This is a genomic window from Phycicoccus mangrovi (assembly GCF_018729305.1).
GTDB classification, from domain to species: domain Bacteria; phylum Actinomycetota; class Actinomycetes; order Actinomycetales; family Dermatophilaceae; genus Phycicoccus; species Phycicoccus jejuensis.
This window is the reverse complement of the sequence record NZ_JAHHWP010000009.1, coordinates 96056-113791: the sequence shown is the minus strand read 5'-3', so window position 1 is coordinate 113791 and position 17736 is coordinate 96056. Positions and strand designations below refer to the sequence as shown.

Genomic DNA, 17736 nt, shown 5'->3' with positions numbered 1-17736 from the left:
CGACGTGGTTCGCGACGTGGTGACGACGGCCTTCGAGGTGGTGGCGCTCGTGCTGATCGTGGCGGGTGCCGGCCTCGAGGTCGCGCGCGCGACGGGGCACACGGGCGTCGGCCTCCTCGTGGCCGGTGTGCTCGCGATGGGCGCGGCCTGGGTCGTCGGCCACGAGCAGAAGGGTGAGCGTCGATGAGCCTCATCGTGAACCGGCGCGCGGCCAAGCTGGACGCGTTCCACCCGCCCGCCCCCGGTGGTGGCGGGCTCCTGGACGGGTCGGGTGCGACCCCGGACCAGGCTCTCCGCGTCGGCGCGGTGTGGGCGTGCCTCCGACTCCGCGCCGACTTGATCTCCACCCTCCCCGTCGACCTGTTCCGCGACGTGCAGGGCCGCCCCGTCGAGGTGCCGAAGTCGCCGTTCTTCCGGGACCCGGCCGCCGGGCAGCTGTGGAACGAGTGGATGTACGCGACGCAGTTCGACCTCGACCGGTTCGGGAACGCCTTCGGGTTCGTCGTGGCGCGCGACGCCGCGATGCGGCCGGCGCAGATCGAGCTCACGGAGGCCGGCGACTGGTCCTTCTCGAAGGAGCAGGGCCGGTGGCGGTACCGGTACAAGGGGAAGATCGTCGAGAACGAGGCCGACATCTGGCACGAGCGGCAGTACGTCGTCGCCGGTCTGCCGTGGGGTCTGTCGCCGCTCGCGTACGCGGCGTGGTCGACGGGCCACTACCTGTCGGCGCAGCAGTTCGCGCTCGATTGGTTCACCTCCGGTGGTGCCCCGTCGGGGACGCTCCAGAACACGGCGCAGGAGGTCGACCCGGGCGCGGCGGCCGAGATCAAGCGGCGGTTCCGGGCGGCGACGAGTAAGCGTGACGTCTTCGTGCACGGCAAGGATTGGGTCTTCACCCCGGCCCAGGGTGCGGCCTCGGATGCGAAGTTCCTCGACGCGATGAAGACGTCCGTCCCCGACGTGGCTCGGTTCCTCGGCGTGCCGGCCGACATGATCGACGCGGAGTCCTCGAGCGGGTCGATCACCTACGCGAACGTCACGCAGCGCAACCTCCAGCTCCTCACGATGAATCTCGGCCCGGCTATCAAGCGTCGTGAGGACCGGTTCTCCCACGACCTCGTCGCGGCGCCGCGCTTCGTGAAGATGAACACCGACGCGATCCTGCGGATGGACCCGCAGGGCAAGATTGCCGCCCTCGCTGCCGGCGTCGCCGCGAAGATCTACACCCACGACGAGGCCCGCGGGTACCTCGACCTCGCGCCGCTCACCGACGAGCAGCTCGCCAAGGAGGCGAAGGTCACCGGCGGCAACTCCAAGGAGTCCCTCGCCCGCACCCTCCAGCAGCTCTACCTCGCCGTCGGGAAGGTCATCACCACCGACGAGGCGCGCGTCATCGCGAACGAGATGGGCGCCAACCTCTCCGTCCCCGGTCCCGACTTCACAGGAGCGAAGTGATGAACCTCGAGATGATGGCCCGTGCTGCCGAGGCGCGCGCGGCAGGGGTGGAGCAGCGGTCGCACCGGCCGCGGCAGCGCCGCTCGTCCGAGCACGCGCTCGAGGGCGTCGCGCCCCGGGTCGCGTTCCGGTCCGAGATCGAGCTCCGCGCCGCGGACGCCGGGTCGGACCTCCTGCACTTCACCGGCTACGCCTCGGTCTACGAGCGCGGCTACGAGATGTGGGACTTCTTCGGCCCGTACACGGAGGTCGTGTCGGCCGGCGCCGCCGCCGACACCCTCTCCCGCGACGGCCTCGACGTCCCCCTCGTCCTCCAGCACGACTCGCTCCGGCGGATCGCGCGCACGACCAACGGGACGCTCACCCTCTCCGAGGACGAGACGGGCCTCCTCGTCGACGCGCCGGCGCTCGACCAGGCCGACGCGGACGTCGCGTACATCGCGCCGAAGCTGCGGTCCGGGCTGATCGACGAGATGTCGTTCATGTTCCGGATCACCTCCGGCGTGTGGTCCCCGGACTACACGGAGTACCGGATCTCGAGTTTCGACATCCACCGCGGGGACGTCGCGATCGTCGGGTACGGCGCGAACCCCGCCACCGCCGGGTCCGGCCTCCGCGCCGCGGCCCCGCCCGCCGAGACCCGGAGCGACGTCTCCCGGTCCCGGATGATCCTCGACCTCGCCCTCGCGCGCCACTGAGGATCCCTCTCTCGTACCGCCCCCGTGACGGGGCGGTGCTTCGTCATGCCCTCGCTCGTCCCTGCCGCCTCGTCGAGGCCAGCGCGGCACACCAGACCAGAGGCCGGACGGTCACCCCCTCCTGCGAACCAACCGAAAGGACACGTCACCATGACGCTCGCAGAGCTCATCACGGCGCAGCGGGCGACCCTCCAGGGTCTCCTCGCGCAGCGCCAGTCGGCGACCGACGCGCTCACCACGATGCGCGCCGCCCTCGACGGCGACACCCCGCCCTCCGAGGCCGACGTCACCGCCGCGGTCACCGCGCGCGACGCCTTCGACCCGCAGATCGAGCAGGCCCGCGCCCGCCTCGACGAGCTCGAGCGCGAGCTCGAGCGCGACAACGCCGCGACCGCCCTCGCCGAGCGCATCGGCGGGTCCGGCCCGGTCGAGCACCGCTCGCCGACGACCGTCACCCAGGAGCCGGAGGTCTACCGCCGGCACGGGGAGCAGTCGTACTTCCGCGACCTGTGGAACGCGACGGCCTACGGCCGGCGCGACGCCGTCGAGCGGCTCGTCCGCAACGACGCGCAGGTCGCCCACGCGATCCGCACCGACTCCGCGGTCGCCCAGCAGATGCGCGCCATCGGCACCGCCGACGGCGCCGGCGGCGAGTTCGTGCCCCCGGTCTGGCTCGTGAACGAGTTCGAGCGCAAGGCCCGCCCCGCGCGGGTCGCCGCGAACCTCGTCGGCAACGAGCCGCTCCCCCAGGGCACCGACTCGATCTCGCTCCCGCTCGTGACCGGTGGGTCCTCGACGGCCGAGCAGACCACGCAGGGCAACGCCCTGTCCGAGACGGACATGACCACGTCGTCCGCGACGTCGACGGTCGCCACCATCGGTGGTGTCCAGACGGTCAACCTCCAGCTCGTCGAGCAGTCGCCGATCAACATCGACACGATCGTCCTCGACGACCTCGCCGCCGACTACGCGGTGCGGATCGACACCTTCGTCCTCGCGAACAACGCGACGGGCAAGAAGGGCCTCCTCTCCGTCGCGGGGAACGCGATCACCTACACCGACGCGACGCCGACGGTGCCGGAGATCTGGCCCAAGATGGTCGACTCGGCCCGCCAGATCCACACGAACCGGTTCAAGCCGGCGCGTGCGGTCCTGATGACGCCGACCCGGTGGGCGTGGTTCCAGGCGCAGCTCGACGCGAACGGCCGCCCGTACGTGTCGGACGACGTCGCCACGGCGCTGCCGCTCCTCGGCATCACCAACGGCGCGATCCCCGAGGGTCTCGCCGGCACCATCCGCGGCCTGTCGCTCCCGGTGTTCCTGGACGCGAACATCCCCGCGAACCTCGGCGCCGGCACCAACGAGGACCGGATCCTCACCCTCCGGCCGGAGGACTTCGTCCTCTACGAGTCCGCGCGCAAGGCCGAGGCCTTCCGCGAGACGAAGGCGAAGGAGGCGCAGGTCGTGTTCCGCCTGTACGGCTACGCGGCGTTCATGTCGGAGCGCGCCCCCAAGTCGGTGTCGGTGATCTCCGGTACCGGCCTCGTCCAGCCGACCTTCTGACCGGCTCTCTCACCTCCCGGGGTCTCCCCGGGGGGTGGGGGTGCCGACCAGACGGCGGCGATCCATGAGACAGGAGGCACACCATGTCCCAGCCCTTCGAGACGGTCCAGACCGTCACCGACGAGGAGGCCGCCGCGCAGCGGCAGGCCTACGTCGACGCGCTGCACCGCGAGCGCGACGGGTACCTCACGCGCGGCGAGAAGGACCGCGCGAAGGCCGTCGACACCGAGCTCGCCCGGTTCCAGAAGGCCCCCGAGGGGCGCGGCATCACGCCGACCCAGACGGCGACCCCGTCCGGGGCCGCTGCGGGCACGAACGAGCCCCCGGCGTCCCAGAACACCACCCAGGCCGCGAAGGGCCGCCAGCGCGCCGGGACGACCCGGCGACAGGGCAAGAAGGACTGACCCGTGGCGACGACCGACCTCCTCACCCTCGACGACGCCCGTCGAGCGTGTCTCATCCCCGACGGGGTGACCGACCGCGACAGCGACCTCGCCGGGACCTACGTCCCCGCGGTGACCGACGTCGTCGAGGATGTCGTCGGGCCGGTCGTCGCCCGCACCTTCACCCGGACCGAGCTCGGCGGCGGTGAGGCGGTCGTCCTCCCGCACGTCGGTGTCTCCGCGGTGTCCGTCACCGTGGCCGGGGCGGCGGTCGCCTCCACCGGGTTCGTCGTCGACGAGGCAGCCGGGATCGTCTGGGCGTCCTCCGGGGCGTTCGGCGGCACCACGGACGAGGTCGTCGTGACCTACACGGCCGGGGTCGCGACGAGCACCGCCGACGTTCCCGCCCCGATCCGGCTCGCGGCCCGGATGATCCTCGCGTGGATGTGGCGCCGCGACGTCAACGGCCGCCCTGACCAGGCCTCCGGGGACAAGACGACGTCGAAGACGCCGTCCGGGTACGACATCCCGCAGGCCGCGCTCTCCCTGCTCCGGCCCTCCGCGGCCGGCCGCGCCCCCGGGTTCGCGTGATGAGCCTGTCCGCGCCTGGCGTGAAGTCGGCAGTCGTGACGGTCTGCCGCGCCCTGTTCCCCTCGCCGGTGCTCGTCGTCTACGGCCGGCCCGGCCCCTACACGGCCGACGACATGGTCCTCGTCCTCGGGCAGACCCTCGTCGCCGATGTCGCGACCATGACGCCGTCGCGGACCCAGGAGGAGACGGTCACCACGACGGTCGTCTTCTCGGTCTTCCGGGGCGGCGAGGTCACGACGGTGCAGCAGCAGGCGACGGAGCGCGCGTACGAGATGGCGACGGCGTTCGCCGACCACTTCAAGACCCGCCCCAACGAGACCCTCGCCGGCGCGTGCCGCGAGGCCCGCGTCACGGGAATGTCCCTCGCCGAGGCGCCGATGACGGCGGCCGACGACCGGACCGTGATCCTCGGTGCCCTCGCCGAGGTGACGGTCACCCTCACCAGCAAGGCCCGGACCTGATCGGAGCACCGATGCGCCTCGTCAACATCTCCCCCCTCGGCCCCCTCGACGTCCCCCTCCTCGGCCGCCAGCTCGGCGCCGGGGAGGAGTTCGAGGTCGACGACGAGCAGGGCCGTGCCCTCCTCGAGCAGGAGGGCGTCTACGCCCTCGCCGCCAAGCCGCGCAAGCCGCGCCGGCCCCGGACCCCCGCGACCCGCGCGGGTGACACCAAGAAGGAGACCGTCCAGTGACCACGTTCCAGGACTGCTCGATCGGCTTCGCGAAGGAGTCCACGTACGGGACCGGCGTCACCCCGACCCGGTTCCTGGAGTTCGTCGACGAGTCGCTCGACTTCAACAAGACCATCGTCCAGGGCAAGGGCCTGCGCGTCGGATCCCGCGTCGCCCGCTCCGGCCGGCGCGTCGTCCCGACCGCGGACGCCGGCGGCGACTTCTCGCTCGAGGTCGCGTCGAAGGGCCTCGGCCTGCTCTGGGAGTTCCTCATGGGCTCCGGCGCGTCGGCCCTCGTCTCCGCGTCGACCTACCAGCAGGTCTTCACCTTCGGCGACACGATGCCGTCGGCGACGTTCCAGAAGGGCCTCCCGCGCGTGGACGGCACCGTCGACGCGTACACGTTCCTCGGGTGCACCTGCGACTCGTGGGAGCTCGAGTTCGGCAACGCTGACATTCCGCTCCTCAAGGTCACGACCGACGCGAAGGACGTCACGACCGGCACCGCGTACGCGACGCCGTCCTACCCGTCGGGGGCGAACCTGTTCACGTTCGCCGGCGGCGCGATCTCGACCGGCACCCTCACCGCGCCGACGTCGACCGCCCTCGCGTCGGCCGCGACGCCCCTCGCCAACGTTCGCTCCGGCTCGGTGAAGGTCTCCCACAACCCCGCGACGAGTCGCTTCAACTTCGGCGGCGGCGGCCGGAAGGCCAAGCCGACCACGGGGATGCGCGAGATCACCGGCTCCCTCACCGTCGAGTACGACTCGACGGCGTTCCGCGACGCCGTCCTCAACGAGACCCCGATGTCGCTCGTCCTGACCTACACGGGCGGCGCGCTCGGCACCGGCAACGAGACCCTCCAGGTCGTCATCCCCGAGGCGAAGTTCGACGGGAAGCTGCCGGCCGCGAACGGCGGCGAGCTGATCACGGTGGACATGGGCTTCACCGGTCTGGACAACCTCGTCGCGGCCCAGCCGCTCTGGGTCGTCGCCCGCACCGCCGACAACGCGCTCTGACCGTGGCCCGGATCGACGTCTCCGACTTCGACCGGGCCGCGCGCGACGTCCGCCGCCTCGCCTCGGACCTCGTCGACGAGCTCGGGCAGGGTCTCCGCGACCAGGCCCCGCTCGTCGGCCGCGGGATGGTCCGAGGCGCGGCGGCCGTCTTCCCTCGCCGTGGCGGTCTCGCCGCGGACCTCGCCGACACCGACGTCGACGTCGAGGCGTCCGGGTTCGGCGGCACCCGCCGGATCACCGTCGGGTTCCGGCAGCGCGACGGGTACGACCTCGCCGCCCTCGACGACGGCACCATCCACCACCCGGTCTACGGCCGTGGCCCGATCGTGGCGCAGCGCGGGCCGCGCGACAGCTTCCAGCGCGCCCTCGACGTCGCGACGCCGGCCATCGCCGGCGAGCTCGCCGACCGTCTCGACCGGGCCATCCGTCAAGGAGTGCAGTGACCACCACCGACACCACCCGGGGCGCCCGGTTCCGGATCGGCCCGAACGTCTACCCCGTGGCGACCGTCGACCGGCTGACTCTTCGCGACCTCCTGCTCCTCGAGCGGCAGACCGAGGAGTTCGGCAAGCCGATGACGTGGTCGGAGATGCAGGGCATCATCCGCACCGTCCAGGAGGCCCTCGTTGAGGCGAAGACCGAGCGGGAGGTCGTCGAGCTCGACGACTTCCCGTGGTTCCTCGGGATCCTCGTCTGGACCGCTCGTCGGGACGCGGGGGAGCAGATCACGTTCGGCGACGCCGTCGACTTCCCGATGGGCGAGTTCGAGTTCATCCGCCCCGTGGACCCCCGCAAGGCCCGGCCGGTGAAGAAGCGACCCCGCAAGGGTTCCGGTCGGGCCGACGCGCGCGCCAAGGCGGCCGCGGTGCAGGCCGCGAAGTCCTCGACCGTGAAGACCTCCGAGCCTCCGTCGAGCGACGACTGACCGTCGTCTCGCACCTGTGGCCGGGGATCACCCCGATGAACGTCTGGGACATGACCTATGGGGTCTGGCTCACGTACGCGGCTGAGGCCGACGCGTGGGTCGAGGCCGTGAAGAAGAACGCACGGAAGGAGTGACCGCGTGTCCGACGTCACGTTGAAGGCCGTCCTCATGGCCGAGGACCGCGGCGCGTCCCGCGGCCTGCGCCGCTTCGGCGACGACATCGACGGCGTCGGCGGGCGGGCGAAGGGCTCGTCGAAGGAGATCGGCAAGGTAGGGAACGAGATCGGCGGTGTCGGCGCGAAGGCGGGGATGGCCGGTGGGCTCCTTGCCGGCGCGAAGGGCTTCGCGGGTGGGCTCGGCGTGGCCGGTCTCGCCGTCGGCGGGCTCGTCGCCGGGCTCGAGCCGCTGATCGGGTTCCTCGGTGACTCGGTGCAGGCCGCGTCTGACCTCAACGAGACCGTCTCGAAGGCGAAGGTCATCTACGGCGACGCCGCCGACCAGATGATGACGTGGGCCGAGGGCGCGTCGAAGGCGGCCGGTCTGTCGAAGCAGGCCGCGCTCGACACCGCGTCGTCGTTCGCCGACATGTTCCTCCAGCTCGGGTTCGCCAGCTCGAAGGCCGTCGACATGTCGACCGACGTCGTCCAGCTCGCGGCCGACCTCGGCTCCTTCAACAACCTGGACACCGACGACGTCCTCGAGCGGATCGCGGGCGGCTTCCGCGGTGAGTACGACGCCCTCCAGAAGCTCATCCCCAACATCTCCGCCGCGCGGGTGGAGTCGGAGGCGATGAACCTCGGGCTCGTGAAGAACACAGTCAGTAGCCGCGAGCTCGCGCGCGCCCGGGAGCGGCAGTCGCTCGCGGAGAAGGCCTACACCAAGGCGGTCAGCGAGCACGGGAAGAGCTCCGATCAGGCCCGCCGGGCGGCGCTCACGCTGAGCACCGCCGAGGACGGCGTCGCGAAGGCGGCCAAGGGCGCGAAGGGCGACATCACCGCGCAGGCGAAGGCGCAGGCCGTTCTCTCGATCCTCCACAAGGACGGGTCGCGCGCGGCCGGTGACTTCGCCCGCACCTCCGACGGGCTCGCGAACCGGCAGAAGATCCTCACGGCCGAGATGGAGAACGCGAAGACCGAGATCGGGGATGCCCTCCTGCCGGTGATGAACGAGCTCGCCGGGTGGTTCCTGCGTGAGGGCGTGCCGGCGATCAAGGAGTTCACGAAGTGGGTCAAGGACCACAAGACGGAGATCATGCAGGCGGCGAAGGCGATCGGTGCCGTCGTGAAGTGGCTCGCTGAGTCGTGGATCGGTCAGCTCGACCTCATCATGCGGGCGATCGCCTGGACGAAGTCCGCGTGGCAGGCCTTCAAGCACGCCGTCAACGTCGGCATCGCGGCGATCGTGTCCGCGATGTCGGTCCTCATGCGGACGTGGGCGGGCGTCCTGCGCGGCCTGTCCAAGGTCCCCGGGTTCGGGTGGGCACGCGACGCCGCGAACAAGATGGACAACGCCGCAGACCAGGCCGACCGCCTCGCGCGGCACCTTCGCACGATCCCCGACCGGAACGTCCGCGTGAACGTGAGCTTCACGCAGACCGGGCAGGTCCGCCTCCCCGGCGGTGGAGCGGTCGACATGGGCCAGTACCGCGCCCGCGCGGGCGGTGGCCCGGTCCTCAAGGGCACGTCCTACCTCGTCGGCGAGAACGGCCCGGAGATCTGGACCGCGCCGGGCACGGGCTCGATCGTGCCCGCCCGGCAGACGGCCGCGCTCATGCGCTCGACCAACGGCGGGTCCACTGCCGGCGGAGGCGGCGACGAGCGTCCCGTCCTCGTCCAGCTCATGCTCGACGGGCGCGTGCTCGCCGAGTCCCTCGTCCGTCACCGCCGCCAGACCGGCGTCCCCCTGGGGATCTGACCATGCCCACCGCACTCGACGACGTCCGGATCGAGGTCTCGTTCGACGCGCCCGGCGTCGCGGACCCGACCTTCGTCGACCTCACCACCCGCGTCGAGATGAGCTCGAGCATCGGCATTTCGCGGGGCCAGACGGACCCGTTCTCGGAGGGCGTGTCCCCGGGCCGGTGCTCCCTCGTGTTCGACAACACCGACGGCGCGTTGACGCCCGGGAACCCCGCCTCCCCGTACTACCCGAACGTGCGCCCACAGAACCGCCTCCGCGTGACCTACCGCCCGTCGACGTCCCCGGGCAACCTGTTAGGCGCGGAGTCGGCAGCATTCGAGGGCGGCACGACTGGGGAGTGGTCGCCGGCTGGCTCTCCCGCCCCGACGATCACCTCGTCCACCGTTCGGGCGAAGTCGGGCACCCGCTCGATGCTGATCACCTGGAACGGGGCTGGCTTCCTCCCGCTCGTCGGGATCAACGTCCCGACCGTCGTCGGACGCCGCTACGCCGTGAGCCTCCAGGTGTGGGTTCCCTCGGGTTCACCGAGCATCGTCCCGGTCATCGGTGGTATCGGTCTTGGCTCTGGGTCGACCACGAACGGTCAGTGGCAGCGGCTCACCATGACGTGGACGGCCACCTCGGGCACCTCGAGCGTGCAGCTCTGGCCGGGCTCGACCGCGACCGCCGGGACGCAGGCTTGGGTCGACGAGGTGATGGTCGACGAGTACGTCCGTGACGAGGTCGTGCAGCGGACCAACCTCATGCTCGACCCGAAGGCGACGAACGGGGCGAACCCCGACGGGTGGACGACCCCAATCGCCGGCGGACTCACTGCCGCAAGCCAATACACGGCCAACAAGGATGCCACGGCCGGCTCGACGTGGGCGGTGACCGCCGTCGTGGAGAACGGCAGCGCCACCTCCGACAATTTCGACATCAACCTCCGGGGCACCCTCGGGGGTTTGTTCGGGTCGATCGCCTACACGCCTCAGAACGTGACGCTGGGTGCAGGAGAGACGCAGACCGTGACCTTCACCCGGACCCTCCCGGCCTCCGGGGTCGACGGCTTCCGTCTCCAGATCGCGAGCGTCGGCATCACCGACGGGTCGCTCAAGATCCGGAACATCGCAATCACCCAGGGCACCACGACGACCTACTTCGACGGCGACACCGTCGCCCCGATGGGCACCCCCTCCTACCGGTGGACCGGCCCCCCGGACGCGTCGACGGCCGAGGAGTACCTGCCCGGGTTCGGGCCGTTCACCACGGCCGCTCTGCCCATCACCTACCGGTTCACCGGGTACGTCGAGGAGTGGCCGCTCGTGTGGCCCGATGGTGGGCAGGAGCGTGCGCTGTCTCCGGTCGTCGCGTACGACATCGTCTCCCGCCTGTCCCGGGCGCCGGAGTTCCGGTCCGTCATCGAGGAAACCCTCGACCTCACGGGCCGCGTGTGGCACTACCCGCTCTCGGAGGGGTCGGAGTCGATCACCGCCGGCGACGTCGTCGGCAACGGGTCGGCACCGCTGACCCTCCGCACGATCGGCACCGGGTCGACGGTGACGTTCGGAGGCGGCACCGGCCCGGACACGGACGGGTCGACCGCCGTGTCGTTCGCCGGCGCCACCCCGGGGAACAGCACCTACCTCACGACGACCCTTAACGCCGAGAACCTGGCCGCTCCGCCCCCCAACTTCGGCCTCACCTACTTCTGCACGTTCGCCAGCGAGACCGCCGCCGCGCAGACGGTGATGTACGCGAAGGACCCCTACGGCGCGTCGGTCGAGATCGGCGTCTCTGCAACGGGATACGTCTACGGGACGATCGTGTTCCCGTGGGGCGCATGGCTGGGGACCGGCGTCGTCAAGACGGTTCGCACGACCCCGACCTCGTTCCTCAACGGCAAGACGCACGTCGTCGAGCTGTCGATCGACGACAACGGGACCGGGTTCGGACAGACCCGGATGCGCCTCTATGTCGACGGCACCCTCGCCGACACCCTCACGTGGTCCGGCTGGTACGGCATCGCCCCCACGAACCTCGACGTCGGCCTGGGCTTCACGGGCACGATTTCCCACGTCGCCCTCCTGTCGACGGGCATCGACGCGACGACCGCGGCGTCCCACAACGCCGCGTGCACCACCGGATTCGCGGGCGAGAACACCGGGACGCGGATCTCCCGCGCCCTCGATTGGGCCGGCGTCCCGACCGCGCTGCGGAACATCGGGGTCGGTGCATCCGGGGTCGACCACATCGACCCGCGCGGCATGACGCCGTGGACCTACATCGCTCTCGTGGCGAACACGGAGGGCGGGCTGGCCGCGGCCGACACGCTCGGCCGCGTGTGGTTCCGTGACCGCACCGCCGGCTACGACACCGCGCAGGCCGTCGCGGTCACTGCGTCGAGCGATGACCTCGGCGGCGGTGTCGAGGTTCGGACCGGGCTGGACTCGATCGCGAACGACGTCCGGGTGACACGGCAGCGCGGCGCGTCCTCGCGGGCTGCCGATGCGACGTCCATCGACACCTTCGGCGCGTTCGGGTACGACCTGACGATCGCCTGTCCGACGGACCGGGAGGCGTACGACCGGGCGACGTGGGTCCTCGCGATCCGCGGCACCCCGGCGCCGACGATCCCCTCACTCGACCTCGACGGCTTGACGGGCGACGCGGCTCCCGCGGTGCGTCAGATCGACCTCGACGACCGGATCGCCGTCTCGTCCTTCCCCTCCCAGGTGCCGGCCTCGGCGTCCCTGAGCGACCTCCGGGTCTACGGCTACACCGAGTCGATCGGGTCGTCTGGGTGGTCGGTGTCTGCGAACACCGGGACGTTCCTCTACATCCGTCCGATGATCGCCGACGACGACGTCTATGGGTTGGCGGACGGCGACAACCGAGCAGTCTACTGAGAGAAGGGTATTCGTCGATGGGTACGATCCCCACGATCGCCTCCTTCCCGTCGGGGGGGAAGGTCACGTCCTCCTACCTCAACTCCTTGAAGGCGGCGAACGACTTCTGGGCCACCCCGCCCGAGTGCTACATCTACCCGTCGGCGGCGCAGTCCCTCGCGTCTGCGGCGTGGACGGTCCTCGGCTTCGACACCGAGCTGTCCGACGTCGTCCAGGCCGGTGACCCGCCTTCTCACGACAACGTGACGAACAACTCGCGGCTCTACATCCGCACCACCGGGAAGTACGAGATCTCCTCGCAGGTGCAGTTCGTCAACAACAACACCGGGTCCCGTCAGTCCAACGTCCGGCTCAACGCGGCCGGGAACATCGCCGCCGGGACCCTACTCGTGCAGAACGCCCAGAGCGCGGTCCTGACCTTCGGCACGTCGGTGATGACGCCGACGATCCGGGTCCCCCTCACCGCCGGCGACTACCTCGAGCTCTTCGGGTACCAGAACAGCGGCGGCGCGCTCAACGTGCAGCAGGGGCAGGCGTTCACCTTCCTGCGGGCCGTGCTGGTGTCGGCGTGATGGGCACCGGGACGCTCATCGCCGCCGGGGTCGTCGCCCTCTCTGGCCTGACCGTCGTCGAGACCGTCACCCAGAACGCGGCCCTTGTCGCTGCCCTCGCCGCCGGAGTCGCCGGCCTGCTCTACCTCGCGAAGGCCGCAGTCGGTTTCGTCCGGCGCGCCGCCGACTTCGTCGACCGCGTCAACACCCTCGTCGACCTCACCGACCGCGAGCTCCGGCACAACGGCGGGTCGACGATCAAGGACGCCGTCTCGCGAATCCCGTCGCTGGAGAACCGGTTCGCGCGAGTCGAGGCCGACGTCGTCGAGCTGAAAGAGAACGTCGACCAGATCAAGACCCAGCAGGAGGCATAGCCGTGACCGACACCACCCCCGCACCTGAGCCGTTCCGGTTCGAGGTCCGCGTGACTGCGACCGGCGAGGTCCGCGACGCCGACGGCGCCCTCATCTCCTCGACCCCTGTCGAGGCCGTGCTCCACCTCACCGAGCAGGAGCTCGACGAGCTGGGCATCCCCCACCCGGTCCACCCGGACCACGCACACGAGGAGTAACAGATGGCAACCGGATTTGCTGCCGCCCTGGTCAACGGGTGGCTCGACGCGGCCTTCGCGACGGCGTCGTGCTGGGTCAAGCTGCACACCGCCGACCCGGGAGCGTCGGGTGCGACCGCCGCCGCCGCCGGCGACACCTCCCGCAAGCAGGCGACGATGGCCGCCGCGTCGGGCGGGTCCAAATCGGCGTCGGGGTCAGTCGGCCCGTGGACGAACGGGGGGACCACCGAGACGATCTCGCACATCTCCCTGTGGTCCGCGTCGACCGCCGGCACCTTCAACGCCTCCGCTGCCCTCTCGGCGTCGCAGTCGTGGGCGTCGACGAACACCTTCACGCTCATTTCCCTGTCCATCTCCGTCTCCCCCGTGGCGGCCTGACATGGGCGCCCCGACGGTCACCTTCTCCCCGGCCGAGGCAGCGCCGGGCGACGTCGTCCACGCGACGATCACCAACGACCCGCACGCCCGCGACCTGACCTCGTCGGAGACGGTGCAGGCGTCGTTCACGGCTGGCGACCTCTCGGCCGTCGGCGAGTTCACGGTGACCCGTGTCACCGGCCTGGAGCCGTGGGTCGCGGCCGGGTGGGATGTCGTGTCCGACGACGGCACCACGGCCGTCCTGCGGACGACGATCTCGTGACCGAGCGGTCGGTCACGTTCCGGGCCGGCGCCCTGAGCGTGACCGGCTCGCTCGTCGTGACGGAGCGCCGGATGCTGCTCGGCACGACCGAGCTCGCGTACGACGCCCTCGCTGCGGCGGTCGGGCCGATGACGGTCCGCCGGTCCTACGACGGGCCGATGCCGACGAACATCGCCGCGTCGAAGGCGCAGGCCGACCTCACCGCCGGCCGCGTCCCGTGGATCTCGTTCACGACGGCGTCTGCGTCGGCCATGCGCCCGTTCTTCGCGTCGTGCGTCGGCAAGGGCCGGGTGATGGTCACCGTCGCCCACGAGGTCGACCTCGGGACGAAGGGCCTCACGGCGTCGCAGTTCCGCGCCCTGTTCGCCGACCTCGCGGCGGCGCGCGATCTCGAGGGTGCGACCAACGTCCAGCTCGTCGTCATCCTGACGGCGTCCCCGTTCCGGTCCGGGACCTACGTGCCGTTCATTCCGGACCCCGCGCACTTCGACGTCGTCGCGGCGGATGCCTATCGCTTCTGGCGCCCGCCGGGGTCCCCGCCGGACCCGAAGACCGGGAACCTGAGTCAGTCGCGGCCGATGTCGTGGATCGTCGGCGAGCTCCCCGCGTACGCGGCCTCGATCGGCAAGCCGTGGGCGCTCGGCGAGTTCGGGGCGCACCCGTTCCCGGGCGACCCGTCGAACCGGCCGACGTGGATCACGGAGACGGTGACGTGGTGCCGCGCGAACGGGTGCACGGCGCTCGTCTACTTCCATTCGGGCAACGGCGAGAGCGGCCCGTGGTGGCTCGACCGCTATCACTTCCCCGAGGCGACCGGGACGACCGCCGCCATGCTCGCCGCCGGCGGCGACCAGGCCTCGCTCGCCGCGTGGCGGGCACAACTCACGTAGGAGGCTGATCGTGTCGATCGGGACCGTCGTCGGGTTCGGCAACACCCCGGGCTCGAGCCAGAACAACGCCCTATCGGCGACGCTCCCGACGATCACCGACGACGGCGTCGCGTACATCGTCCTCGGGATCAACCTCACGACCGCGACCCTGACGTCGGAGCCGGCCGGGTGGACCCTCGTCGAGGGTCCGGTGAACAACGCGAACAACAACATGCGGGTCTGGCTCTACAAGAAGTCGGTCACGTCGGCCGACTCCGGGGCCTCGATCTCGGCAACGTCGTCGGCGGCCGGCCGGTGGACCGTCGTCGGCCTGTACGCGCCCGGCGCGGACGACCTCGGCGTCGTGCAGCAGTGGACAGACGGGTCGGCCGACACGACCCTCTCGATCGACGCGATCACGCCGTTGGTCGACGACACCTTCCGGGCGATCCTCATCTTCGACCGCTACTCGTCCTCGACCGGGTCGGTGACTCCGCCGACCGGGTGGACGGAGCTGGCGGACCTGTGCACGACGAACACCTCGGGTGCCCGCTTCGGCGGGTACGCGGCCGGGGTGCAGCTCGTCGGTCAGGCCGGCGTGTCCCAGGCGGCGACGTCGGCGACCTACACGGCAGCGGCGCAGAACATCGGGTGGCAGTTCACGATCCGCCCGGCGGCAGCGACCGGAGTCTCCGCCGACGCTGCCCTCGCCGGCTCGGGCGCGGTCACTGCGGCCGGCGTGGTCGGTGACCAGGCCGGGGCGTCCGTCGACGGCACGGCCTCCACCACGGCGTCGGCGGTGGTGGGGAAGGTCGCGACGGCCGTCGTCGCCGGGGTCGCGACCATCGCGGCGGCCGGTGTCGTCGGGGTCGCGGCCTCCTCGAGCATCACCGGGACCGGCTCGGTCTCGGCGGCCGGGGTGCGGGGCGTCGTCGCTGCGGCCACGGTCGCGGGTACAGGGTCGACGTCGGCCGATGGCGCGGTCGTCGCTGCGTCAGGCTCCGGCGCGGCTCTCGCGGGCACCGGCACCGTCACGGCGGCCGGCACGGTCGGGGCCTCGTCGACGGCCGCGCGCACCGGCACCGGCACGGTCGCGGCGGCCGGTGTCGTCGGCAAGGTCGCCGCGGCGTCCCTCGCGGGCACTGCCACGGTCACCGCGGACGGGACGGTCGGCACCGCCGCCGAGGCGACCGCGTCCGTCGACGGCGTCGCCACCATCACCACGACCGGTGTCGTCTCGAAGACCTCCCCGACTTCCCTGTCCGGGATCGGGTCGATCACCGCGACCGGCCGGGTCGGGGTCCGCGCCGGCGCGGCCATCGCCGGGAACGGGACGGTCGCCGCCGGCGGCACGTCAACCGGCCCCGTCGTCGACGTCACCGTCGAGGGGATCGTCGAGCACCAGCGGCTCGTCACCGCCCGCGAGCACCGCCTGGACGTCGTCGTCACCGAGCAGCAGCGCACCGTCACCACGAAGGAGAAGTCCGGATGATCCTCAAGCGCGCAGGGCGCGAGTTCTACAACCTCGCGATCTCCACCACCCCGGCCGTCGCGTCGTGGGAAGCGTCCTTCGACGGCGGCGCGACGTGGTCGGCCGGCACCGCCGGGACCGTCGACGGCGTCGCGGTCATGCAGTGGCTCATCGCCGGGCCGTCCGTCGCCAAGGAGACCGCCGTCGCGCAGCTCTCCGGCCCGGTCGTCCCGCAGATCCGGGCCACCTCCAACCCCGAGATCGTCGTCCGGGACGCTCCCCGGATCGACCTCACCGACTGACCGCGGAGGTCGACATGACACGTTCCCTCTGGCTCCCCGGCGCGGACCGGTCCTCGCACTACTTCGGCGACGACTACCCCGGCCTCTCCCAGAAGAGCATCGACAAGCTCGTCGCTCACTCCACCGAGACCGACAAGCGGTGGGGGTGCCCCGGCTACCAGGGCGGCGCGACGGCGCCGACGATCACGGTCAACCCGTGGCCGGGCTACCAGCAGACGTGGCAGCACTTCCCGGCCAACACCTCGGCCCGCGCCCTGCTCAACCCGACGTGGACTCCGGTGTCGGAGAACAAGGACGACGTCGCGCAGGTCGAGATCATCGGGTACTCCGAACCGAACCTCGGGAAGGCCCGCGGGTGCTACCTGCCCGACCTGCCGCTCGAGGGCCTGGAGTACGTGGCCCGGATCCTGCGGTGGTACCACGACGAGTGGGGGGTCCGCCTCGTCCGGCCCGCGACGTGGCCGTGGTACCGCGTGAGCAACGAGGCGGCGTTCCGGGAGGCCCGGATGAGCTCGGGGGAGTACGACCGGTACGCGGGCGTGCTCGCCCACCTCCACGTCTCGGGCAACGAGCACCGCGACGTCGCGATCGACATCGACCGACTCCTGTCGATCGCCAACGGCCGCGCCGGGTCCGGCGCCGGTCACACGACCCCGCCCCCCGTCTCGGCGGGCGGCACCTCACACACCGTCCCCGAGGAGGACATCGTGGCATCCATCGAAGACCTCGAGCGCATCGTGCGGCAGCAGGTCGACCGCGGGGCGAAGAACATCGTCGCCAAGATCGCGTCGGAGGTGTGGGACGACTACCGCACCCCCACCAAGCGGTCCCCCATCGGCCTCCTCCAGCAGGCCGCCGGCCTCACCGAGGCGGTGCGGGCCGCCATCCGCGAGGAGGTCGCGAACCTCCCCGAGGGTGGGACCGTCACCGAGGCGACCATCGAGACCGCCCTGCGGAACGTCTTCGGCTCCCTCGGCACGACCCCGGGCGGTGCGGAGTGAAGCGCTGGCAGCAGCTCCGGTTCGTGCTCTACATCGCGTACGCGATGGGCGGGCCGATCCTCAAGTACACCGAGGCGAAGGGGTGGACCGGCGCGCCGGAGTACGACCTCTGGCTCGGCATCGGGACGGCCGTCGGCGTGACGGCCGCGGCCAACGTGCCCCGGATCCGACAGCGGGTCACGGCCTGGGTCAAGCCGAAGCAGGACGACGGGGCCTGAC

23 protein-coding genes are annotated in these 17736 nt (G+C 71.4%); all 23 read left to right on the top strand.

The annotated features are described in order from the left end of the window. The first annotated feature begins 4 nt into the window (after positions 1-4). The 23 genes from KMZ30_RS07330 (at position 5) to KMZ30_RS07220 (ending at position 17735) form a co-directional block, all read left to right on the top strand. Positions 5-187, top strand: coding sequence for a hypothetical protein (locus tag KMZ30_RS07330; protein WP_215519959.1), 183 nt, complete (start codon positions 5-7; stop codon positions 185-187). Further along, on the top strand, positions 184-1455 hold the full coding sequence (locus tag KMZ30_RS07325) for a phage portal protein (RefSeq protein WP_215519958.1): 1272 nt from the start codon (positions 184-186) through the stop codon (positions 1453-1455). Before KMZ30_RS07330 ends, KMZ30_RS07325 begins: the two co-directional genes overlap by 4 nt. Beyond that, complete coding sequence (locus KMZ30_RS07320) at positions 1455-2153, top strand: HK97 family phage prohead protease (RefSeq protein ID WP_215519957.1); 699 nt, start codon at positions 1455-1457, stop codon at positions 2151-2153. The genes KMZ30_RS07325 and KMZ30_RS07320 overlap by 1 nt, the downstream gene beginning before the upstream one ends. Positions 2154-2303: 150 nt before the next feature. After that, a complete protein-coding gene (locus tag KMZ30_RS07315) occupies positions 2304-3716 on the top strand; it encodes a phage major capsid protein (protein ID WP_215519956.1) in 1413 nt (470 codons plus the stop codon). An 83-nt stretch (positions 3717-3799) separates the two neighbouring features. Beyond that, entirely contained in the window at positions 3800-4120 is a 321-nt protein-coding gene (locus KMZ30_RS07310; RefSeq protein ID WP_215519955.1) for a hypothetical protein, read from the top strand. A gap of 3 nt (positions 4121-4123) precedes the next feature. Beyond that, positions 4124-4690, top strand: a complete 567-nt coding sequence (locus KMZ30_RS07305) for a hypothetical protein (protein ID WP_215519954.1) — start codon at positions 4124-4126, stop codon at positions 4688-4690. Between the two features lie 20 nt (positions 4691-4710). Next, positions 4711-5151, top strand: coding sequence for a hypothetical protein (locus KMZ30_RS07300; protein ID WP_215519953.1), 441 nt, complete (start codon positions 4711-4713; stop codon positions 5149-5151). A gap of 11 nt (positions 5152-5162) precedes the next feature. After that, positions 5163-5381: a hypothetical protein gene (locus KMZ30_RS07295; RefSeq protein ID WP_215519952.1), complete on the top strand. Its 219-nt coding sequence runs from the start codon at positions 5163-5165 to the stop codon at positions 5379-5381. Continuing rightward, the gene (locus KMZ30_RS07290; protein ID WP_215519951.1) at positions 5378-6379 is read left to right on the top strand and encodes a phage tail tube protein; all 1002 of its coding nucleotides are present in this window, start codon (positions 5378-5380) and stop codon (positions 6377-6379) included. Before KMZ30_RS07295 ends, KMZ30_RS07290 begins: the two co-directional genes overlap by 4 nt. Before the next feature lie 2 nt (positions 6380-6381). Next, a complete protein-coding gene (locus KMZ30_RS07285) occupies positions 6382-6822 on the top strand; it encodes a hypothetical protein (protein ID WP_215519950.1) in 441 nt (146 codons plus the stop codon). Next, positions 6819-7304, top strand: a complete 486-nt coding sequence (locus KMZ30_RS07280; protein ID WP_215519949.1) for a hypothetical protein — start codon at positions 6819-6821, stop codon at positions 7302-7304. The genes KMZ30_RS07285 and KMZ30_RS07280 overlap by 4 nt, the downstream gene beginning before the upstream one ends. Before the next feature lie 138 nt (positions 7305-7442). Next, the gene (locus KMZ30_RS07275; RefSeq protein ID WP_215519948.1) at positions 7443-9218 is read left to right on the top strand and encodes a phage tail tape measure protein; all 1776 of its coding nucleotides are present in this window, start codon (positions 7443-7445) and stop codon (positions 9216-9218) included. Between the two features lie 2 nt (positions 9219-9220). Beyond that, on the top strand, positions 9221-12112 hold the full coding sequence (locus tag KMZ30_RS07270) for a hypothetical protein (RefSeq protein ID WP_215519947.1): 2892 nt from the start codon (positions 9221-9223) through the stop codon (positions 12110-12112). 17 nt (positions 12113-12129) lie between these two features. After that, positions 12130-12684 (top strand): hypothetical protein, encoded by a 555-nt coding sequence (locus tag KMZ30_RS07265; RefSeq protein WP_215519946.1) that lies wholly within the window; start codon positions 12130-12132, stop codon positions 12682-12684. Further along, positions 12684-13037: a hypothetical protein gene (locus tag KMZ30_RS07260; protein WP_215519945.1), complete on the top strand. Its 354-nt coding sequence runs from the start codon at positions 12684-12686 to the stop codon at positions 13035-13037. The genes KMZ30_RS07265 and KMZ30_RS07260 overlap by 1 nt, the downstream gene beginning before the upstream one ends. Before the next feature lie 2 nt (positions 13038-13039). After that, positions 13040-13234: a hypothetical protein gene (locus tag KMZ30_RS07255; RefSeq protein WP_215519944.1), complete on the top strand. Its 195-nt coding sequence runs from the start codon at positions 13040-13042 to the stop codon at positions 13232-13234. Positions 13235-13237: 3 nt separating this feature from the next. Continuing rightward, positions 13238-13612 carry a phage tail fiber protein gene (locus KMZ30_RS07250; protein WP_215519943.1) on the top strand — a complete coding sequence of 125 codons (375 nt, stop codon included), beginning with the start codon at positions 13238-13240 and terminating at the stop codon, positions 13610-13612. Between the two features lies 1 nt (position 13613). Further along, positions 13614-13874, top strand: a complete 261-nt coding sequence (locus KMZ30_RS07245; protein WP_215519942.1) for a hypothetical protein — start codon at positions 13614-13616, stop codon at positions 13872-13874. Further along, entirely contained in the window at positions 13871-14764 is an 894-nt protein-coding gene (locus KMZ30_RS07240; RefSeq protein WP_215519941.1) for a glycoside hydrolase family 26 protein, read from the top strand. The genes KMZ30_RS07245 and KMZ30_RS07240 overlap by 4 nt, the downstream gene beginning before the upstream one ends. Positions 14765-14774: 10 nt before the next feature. Beyond that, a complete protein-coding gene (locus tag KMZ30_RS07235; protein WP_215519940.1) occupies positions 14775-16235 on the top strand; it encodes a hypothetical protein in 1461 nt (486 codons plus the stop codon). Then, entirely contained in the window at positions 16232-16516 is a 285-nt protein-coding gene (locus KMZ30_RS07230) for a hypothetical protein (RefSeq protein WP_215519939.1), read from the top strand. The genes KMZ30_RS07235 and KMZ30_RS07230 overlap by 4 nt, the downstream gene beginning before the upstream one ends. Positions 16517-16530: 14 nt before the next feature. Then, complete coding sequence (locus KMZ30_RS07225; RefSeq protein ID WP_215519938.1) at positions 16531-17517, top strand: hypothetical protein; 987 nt, start codon at positions 16531-16533, stop codon at positions 17515-17517. After that, positions 17514-17735, top strand: coding sequence for a hypothetical protein (locus tag KMZ30_RS07220; protein ID WP_215519937.1), 222 nt, complete (start codon positions 17514-17516; stop codon positions 17733-17735). Before KMZ30_RS07225 ends, KMZ30_RS07220 begins: the two co-directional genes overlap by 4 nt. The last annotated feature ends 1 nt before the right edge of the window (position 17736 follow it).

Coding starts and splice junctions, on each gene's coding strand:
- KMZ30_RS07310 (WP_215519955.1), top strand. CDS start 3,800: ATGTCCCAGCCCTTCGAGACGGTCCAGACCGTCACCGACGAGGAGGCC.
- KMZ30_RS07320 (WP_215519957.1), top strand. CDS start 1,455: ATGAACCTCGAGATGATGGCCCGTGCTGCCGAGGCGCGCGCGGCAGGG.
- KMZ30_RS07225 (WP_215519938.1), top strand. CDS start 16,531: ATGACACGTTCCCTCTGGCTCCCCGGCGCGGACCGGTCCTCGCACTAC.
- KMZ30_RS07270 (WP_215519947.1), top strand. CDS start 9,221: ATGCCCACCGCACTCGACGACGTCCGGATCGAGGTCTCGTTCGACGCG.
- KMZ30_RS07265 (WP_215519946.1), top strand. CDS start 12,130: ATGGGTACGATCCCCACGATCGCCTCCTTCCCGTCGGGGGGGAAGGTC.
- KMZ30_RS07295 (WP_215519952.1), top strand. CDS start 5,163: ATGCGCCTCGTCAACATCTCCCCCCTCGGCCCCCTCGACGTCCCCCTC.
- KMZ30_RS07250 (WP_215519943.1), top strand. CDS start 13,238: ATGGCAACCGGATTTGCTGCCGCCCTGGTCAACGGGTGGCTCGACGCG.
- KMZ30_RS07245 (WP_215519942.1), top strand. CDS start 13,614: ATGGGCGCCCCGACGGTCACCTTCTCCCCGGCCGAGGCAGCGCCGGGC.
- KMZ30_RS07260 (WP_215519945.1), top strand. CDS start 12,684: ATGGGCACCGGGACGCTCATCGCCGCCGGGGTCGTCGCCCTCTCTGGC.
- KMZ30_RS07325 (WP_215519958.1), top strand. CDS start 184: ATGAGCCTCATCGTGAACCGGCGCGCGGCCAAGCTGGACGCGTTCCAC.
- KMZ30_RS07315 (WP_215519956.1), top strand. CDS start 2,304: ATGACGCTCGCAGAGCTCATCACGGCGCAGCGGGCGACCCTCCAGGGT.
- KMZ30_RS07230 (WP_215519939.1), top strand. CDS start 16,232: ATGATCCTCAAGCGCGCAGGGCGCGAGTTCTACAACCTCGCGATCTCC.